Source organism: uncultured Victivallis sp., from assembly GCF_944391105.1.
Classification (GTDB): Bacteria; Verrucomicrobiota; Lentisphaeria; order Victivallales; family Victivallaceae; genus Victivallis.
The window spans coordinates 1-5,286 of record NZ_CALXSK010000082.1; the positions used below are offsets into that span (position 1 = coordinate 1).

7 protein-coding genes are annotated in these 5,286 nt (G+C 52.3%); 4 read left to right on the top strand and 3 right to left on the bottom strand.

What is annotated here, in order from left to right:
* Positions 1-85: 85 nt before the first annotated feature.
* Entirely contained in the window at positions 86-322 is a 237-nt protein-coding gene (locus tag Q0K10_RS15425; protein WP_294509011.1) for a hypothetical protein, read from the top strand.
* A 4-nt stretch (positions 323-326) separates the two neighbouring features.
* Entirely contained in the window at positions 327-1,049 is a 723-nt protein-coding gene (locus tag Q0K10_RS15430) for a hypothetical protein (RefSeq protein WP_294509014.1), read from the top strand.
* Here the strand turns inward: Q0K10_RS15430 and Q0K10_RS15435 are convergent.
* Complete coding sequence (locus tag Q0K10_RS15435; RefSeq protein WP_294509017.1) at positions 959-1,849, bottom strand: PD-(D/E)XK nuclease family protein; 891 nt, start codon at positions 1,847-1,849, stop codon at positions 959-961. The two genes, Q0K10_RS15430 and Q0K10_RS15435, sit on opposite strands and share 91 nt — an antisense overlap.
* Positions 1,846-2,277, bottom strand: coding sequence for a hypothetical protein (locus Q0K10_RS15440; protein ID WP_294509020.1), 432 nt, complete (start codon positions 2,275-2,277; stop codon positions 1,846-1,848). The genes Q0K10_RS15435 and Q0K10_RS15440 overlap by 4 nt, the downstream gene beginning before the upstream one ends.
* Before the next feature lie 248 nt (positions 2,278-2,525).
* On the opposite strand from Q0K10_RS15440, the gene Q0K10_RS15445 reads away from it, so the two are divergent.
* On the top strand, positions 2,526-2,978 hold the full coding sequence (locus tag Q0K10_RS15445; protein WP_294509023.1) for a DUF6036 family nucleotidyltransferase: 453 nt from the start codon (positions 2,526-2,528) through the stop codon (positions 2,976-2,978).
* Here the strand turns inward: Q0K10_RS15445 and Q0K10_RS15450 are convergent.
* Positions 2,975-4,252, bottom strand: a complete 1,278-nt coding sequence (locus Q0K10_RS15450) for a hypothetical protein (RefSeq protein ID WP_294509027.1) — start codon at positions 4,250-4,252, stop codon at positions 2,975-2,977. The two genes, Q0K10_RS15445 and Q0K10_RS15450, sit on opposite strands and share 4 nt — an antisense overlap.
* Positions 4,253-4,590: 338 nt before the next feature.
* On the opposite strand from Q0K10_RS15450, the gene Q0K10_RS15455 reads away from it, so the two are divergent.
* The gene (locus Q0K10_RS15455; protein WP_294509030.1) at positions 4,591-5,247 is read left to right on the top strand and encodes a hypothetical protein; all 657 of its coding nucleotides are present in this window, start codon (positions 4,591-4,593) and stop codon (positions 5,245-5,247) included.
* Positions 5,248-5,286: the final 39 nt, after the last annotated feature.

Consider the following 5,286-nt stretch of genomic DNA (forward strand, 5'->3'; position numbering starts at 1 on the left):
GAGGCGGAGTTTAACAAATAACAGAAAAAATATAACCAAAGAAAGGGTCAGTCTCTTGACTTTTTCATAATAGGAGGGATACGCCATGAGTCCGACAAAAATCACCGAAGTAACTTTGCCGAATGGAGTAACCGTTCCTGTCGTTTCTGCTGTGGAAACAAATGATGCCACCACAGAAACCTTGCGAAATGTTGCCGCAAAAGCCGGTTCTCATGCGGTTGAAAACGCCTTGTCGCGCGGCGTGTCTGTTACTGTCGCCAAAGCAGACAAGATTGTAACAATCCATCCGGACGGCAGCGAAAGCGTCATCGGAGCGCTGTAGACCGATGACTCCACGCCTGAGAATGCTTGCCGGTCCCAATGGCTCAGGCAAATCGACTCTTGCTGCCCAGCTGAGTTCAGATTATGCCGTCAATCTCTATCGCTTTGTGAATGCGGATCTGCTCTTTGCCGAAGTGGTGCAAAGCCATCGGACGGCCTGTCCGTTTTCAATCGACAATGCCGAACTCGTGGAGTTCGTTGCCCAGTCAACCTATCCCCGAGAATATAAACGACCCTTTGAATCGGGGGAGATTTACATTGACGAAGAAGATTACCTGCACTTTTCTGCGAACGGCATCAACTCCTATTCCGTGGCGATCGTTGCCGACTTCTTCAAAGAGCAATACTTGAAACACCGGATCAGTTTTTCTTTTGAAACGGTGTTTTCCCATCCTGCTAAAATCGATATCCTCAAGCGGGCACAAGCAGCCGGATTCAAGACCTACATGTACTTCGTCGCGACCGAGAATCCCGTGATCAACGTAAACCGGATCAAGGAACGGGTCGCCCTGGGAGGACATGATGTTCCGGAAGAGAAAACCCGGTCGCGATATTTGCGCTGCATGGAACAAGTCCGTTATGCTTTGCCATACTTGAACCGGGCCTACTTTTTCGACAACTCAACGGAACAGTCGATTTATCTGGCGGAGTACGAATCGGAGGTCGGTTTCACTCTGCATTCTGAGCTTCTGCCGTCCTGGTTCAGACGCTTCGTGCTGGGCGAGTAGACCAAAGTCGAATGCCAGGATTTACAACGCTCCCGATACGGGCACTCCGCACAGGCGAAGCTCGTTTCGTTCGGCAGAAACACGCCCTTGTCCACTGCGTCCTGCACCCGCACGGCCAGCGACTCGAACCGCCGGAACGCGGCCTCATCGCGGCAGGTGTAGTGCGTTTCGCAGACCGGATTCTTCGCCTTGGTGATCACGTCGAACCGGAAGAGCGGCGTCGTGCCGTTCAACTTCTCGTAAGCATACGAAAAGACGGTTGCCTGCAAATCACGGTCGGCCTTGCCGGCGGGCCAGCGGCTCGCGGAAGTTTTCCAGTCCACGATGCAGACATCCCGCCCGTCCTGCACGAGAAAATCCCATTCGCCGATCAGCGGCTTTTTGAGTCCGGGAACGTCGATCTTGAACGCCTGCGCGACACCTTTGATCGTGTAAAAGTCCGACCAGTTCGCGAGCGCGGCATCGAGCATCCGGGTCGCCAGCGCGATCATCGAGTCGAAGTTTTCGCCCTCCTTGTAGATCAAATTCGGCGCGATTTCGGTTTCGATCCGAAACGACTCCGCAAAGAGGTTGACGATCTCCTCCCGGGTCAGCGAACTCCCCATCAGACACTCCCACGCCTGCGCGGTCAAAGCCGCATGAAATGCCTTGCCGAACGGGAGGCAGACCGAAGTCCGTTCGATCTCGGGCTGCTCCACATAACGGTAGAAGTATTGCAGCTGACAGACGTTGAGATAGGTGTTCAACGCAGAGTAAGACCAGTGCGGTTTCTGCCGCAGTTCATCGATGGTCGCCATCATGCCGCCCTCCAGCTGTTGATGAGTTCCGAACACTGCCGCTTGCTCAGCTGCCGTACATCCGGCACGCCATGCTGCGCGGCGATCTGCTGTGGAGTCACACCACGCTGCCGGGCAAGATCGAGCAAGTACGAGAGCTGTTTCGAACTCGCCGGAACGTCGTTCTGACGCCCCGCTGCCCGGTTGCCCTGCTGCACGGTTTTGCGTTCTTCTGCAAAGGGATACCCCTCATGATTGCGGGGCACATTTCCATGCAGTTCCGCTTCGACCGAATTTCGCACGAGGTCGAACGTTTCATGAATCCGAGCCTGCAGCTGCTCCTGCGTGAGCCCGTCCGGGAGTTCGACTTCGACCGACGCATGGAAGCTCTGGCTCGAATACTCCTCCCCGGCCGGAACCTTCTTCGAATATGACGCATTGAGTTTCAACATAATACAGATCCTCCTTCTTGTTTTTCCTGAAAAATCAGCTATATTTAGAATGCAAAGAGAAAGCGGCAGATCATCATGGATATTCGAGAACAGAAAATACGGCTTTGGCTGGAACATCCACCGGTTATGAAGTTTCCGGTGCCGTGCAATCTGCCCCCGTTTTCCAAGCAGTCCTTCCGAAACTACGAGGAAATGAACGCCTGGAAACGGGAATATCTGAAGCGGATTGCCGCTCAAGGGGGAATCAAATGGAAGAACTCCTGAAAAAGCTGAATGACGCCGGTGTCCGTTATGTGGTGATCGGCGGTCAGGCGATGCTTCAGGAAGGGATGCCCCGGTTCACGCTGGACTGGGATCTTTTCATTCCCCCATTCGATCAGGCCAATTTCGACAAGCTCAACGAAGCTCTGGCCGACGAGCTTGATATGAGTGTGGAACCGCTGGATGTTCAGACCGGAGACGGTTTTGTACAAACCTTTCAGACCTCCGGTGGGATCCTCCAGTTCCACCTGTCGCCGCCGGGCCTGCCCAAGTTCTCCACAGTGGAAGCGCGGGCGGTTGTCCACGAGTTTCACGGCGTGCCGGTGAAATACCTCTGTCTGGACGACCTCCTGAGTTCCAAGCTGGCGGAGGAACGCGACAAGGACTCCGACGACATTCTGTTTCTGACCATCAAGAAACAGAGTCAGCAGAACGGCTAAATCGCCATCTTGATCCGTTCGATGGCGCGCTTGGCGAGGATGAAATCCCGCTCTTTCTGCTTCTGCTTGAGCACGGCTTCTTTGACCTTGCGGGTCAGCACGCCGGTTTCGTCGAGCAGCAGCTTGAGCTTGCCGCGCAGTTCGTCGATCCCGTGATTCAGCTCCACCATCGGGTCGAGAGCTTCGTTTGCGAACTCCCGGCGGGAGTCGGTTTCTTTGATTTCGTTCGCTTCCATTTTGTTTACCTCCTGGTTGGTTTGTGGATTGGATTTGGGACTAAGGTGAATCGGCATCGCGACGTAACAACCGGCGCCGCCCTCGGCCACGACCGGCATCCGCCCGTCCGAATGGGCGCGGAACTTCGTGTAGTGCTGCTGCAGCATCCGCAGCAGGATGTACTTGTTGAGCGCCAGCACCGCCCGCGGATGGATACCCAGAAACTCTGCTGCCGTCTCGAACGACATCTCCGGAGTATCGACCGGAACGAGCGTGACACTATGCGGCGTCACGTTAAGTTCGATTCCGTTCAGCGGTTCGTGGTCGGGAACCGTTTTCAAAAACGCGATGATCCGTTCCGGCTCGAAGAACTCCAGCGAATAATCTAATGCATTGCCGGACGGAATCACCTGCTTCCAGGCGGGGAATTTCCCGGAGAGCGCCTTACCCTGCCACAGAAAGCCGCCGATCTCGATCCGGAAGAGCCGCTCATTACGCCGACTCCATAGGTGGAGTACGCCGAGAGCGGCGGGTTTCGCCGTCAACAACGCGAGCGGAAACGGCAGCGTAACCTCCTCCGGAATCGCGAGCGGACACGGGAGATGCAGCAATTCTCTTCCGTTCGTCGCGGTGATGCCTTCCGGCGAAAGGTTGACGCCCCGCAGGATGAGCCGCGCACCATCGCGATCCGCAACCGGAGCCGCCCAAGCGAGCAACTCCCCGAACGAGGCCGGAAGCTCGACTTTGACCGCGTCCTCGGGAACCACCTCCAAATCCGGCCATTCGAGCGACTTCCCCGTGACCTCAACCTCGCCACCCCGCGTGGAACGGATCAGCTCCCGCAGCGCCCGATATTCGACCGCGAAATCAACCGCCTCCGCAACCTCACACGCCACACTTACAGCGACACACTCCACGCCGTCGGTCGCCATGAGCCGCAGCCGCCCGCCGTCCCCGACGAACCGGACCGACCGCACCACCTCCACCGGCGAAGTCTGCGCCACGACCTTCCCGAGCACCTTCAACGCCTCCAGCAACACACTCTTTCTGATCTTCATCTTCACCACCTCCATGCGATTAAAACCAATCAGCCCCGCCGGTCCGCAAAGACCGACAGGGCTGATCACTCATTCAGGCCGATTACTTCAGCCTGCCATCACGAAGGTTATATATAGATGAAATCAGTTTGAACTGCATAGATTCTTGTTGCTTTTAACAGTCTACTTTCTAAAAGATGTCCTATTATCAAAAAATGATTTTATAAACTATTTAGTAACCGCCAGCCCACGACTTGCAATCAACAAACTATAGGATATAGTAACTCAAAGGGGATTTGCATCAATCTTTCAATAAGAAGTTGTCCCAAAGTGTACTTTAAAGCAATAGAGGGAGAATTATGGGAGAATTCATCGGTGATGAAAGCAATATAGAAATTCATTATTATCTTCGAGATTCTTCTCATTCTCTAGATGCATTCATTCACAACCGTGCACAATTTGAATTTCTTGCAATTGCAAGAGAAATAGCCTCAGCAATGGACTTCGATCTGCAAATTGAGGTATATCCACTTGCTGAGGGCGGAATAAAACAATATTTTAAATTATTACCCAAAGACGTCAGACAGATATCAATAGGTGTTATCACTGCTCTGATAACAAACTTTATGATTACCCCGCTGACACAATGGAGCAACAAAATATTTGAGGATCAAGAGCTTTCTGAATTAAATAGAGAAAAACTTAGATTGGAGATTAAAAATTTAAATCTAGATGCCAAGCTTAAAGAAGCCAAGCTCGGAGAAAATCAAAAGCTTGCAATCCATAAATCAAGATTGTATCGTGAATTGCAAAAAAGTTCTAAAATAGAAAAAATATCTGTACAAGCGGCAGATGCCAACCGTGAAATTCTTATTCCGGAAAAAGTTGTTCTTCAAGAACATTTTCCTGAATATATCTTAGATTCAAATGTACTACCACCGATTCATGAAGAACACGCAGAAATTGAAATAATATCTCCTGAGGTAATTTCAAAAGTTTTTAATTCGGCGGGATGAAAAAAGAGGCAGAAGGTTCATCTTAACTCTGGGACTATC

Coding starts and splice junctions, on each gene's coding strand:
- Q0K10_RS15425 (WP_294509011.1), top strand. CDS start 86: ATGAGTCCGACAAAAATCACCGAAGTAACTTTGCCGAATGGAGTAACC.
- Q0K10_RS15450 (WP_294509027.1), bottom strand. CDS start 4,252: ATGAAGATCAGAAAGAGTGTGTTGCTGGAGGCGTTGAAGGTGCTCGGG.
- Q0K10_RS15455 (WP_294509030.1), top strand. CDS start 4,591: ATGGGAGAATTCATCGGTGATGAAAGCAATATAGAAATTCATTATTAT.
- Q0K10_RS15445 (WP_294509023.1), top strand. CDS start 2,526: ATGGAAGAACTCCTGAAAAAGCTGAATGACGCCGGTGTCCGTTATGTG.
- Q0K10_RS15440 (WP_294509020.1), bottom strand. CDS start 2,277: ATGTTGAAACTCAATGCGTCATATTCGAAGAAGGTTCCGGCCGGGGAG.
- Q0K10_RS15435 (WP_294509017.1), bottom strand. CDS start 1,849: ATGATGGCGACCATCGATGAACTGCGGCAGAAACCGCACTGGTCTTAC.
- Q0K10_RS15430 (WP_294509014.1), top strand. CDS start 327: ATGACTCCACGCCTGAGAATGCTTGCCGGTCCCAATGGCTCAGGCAAA.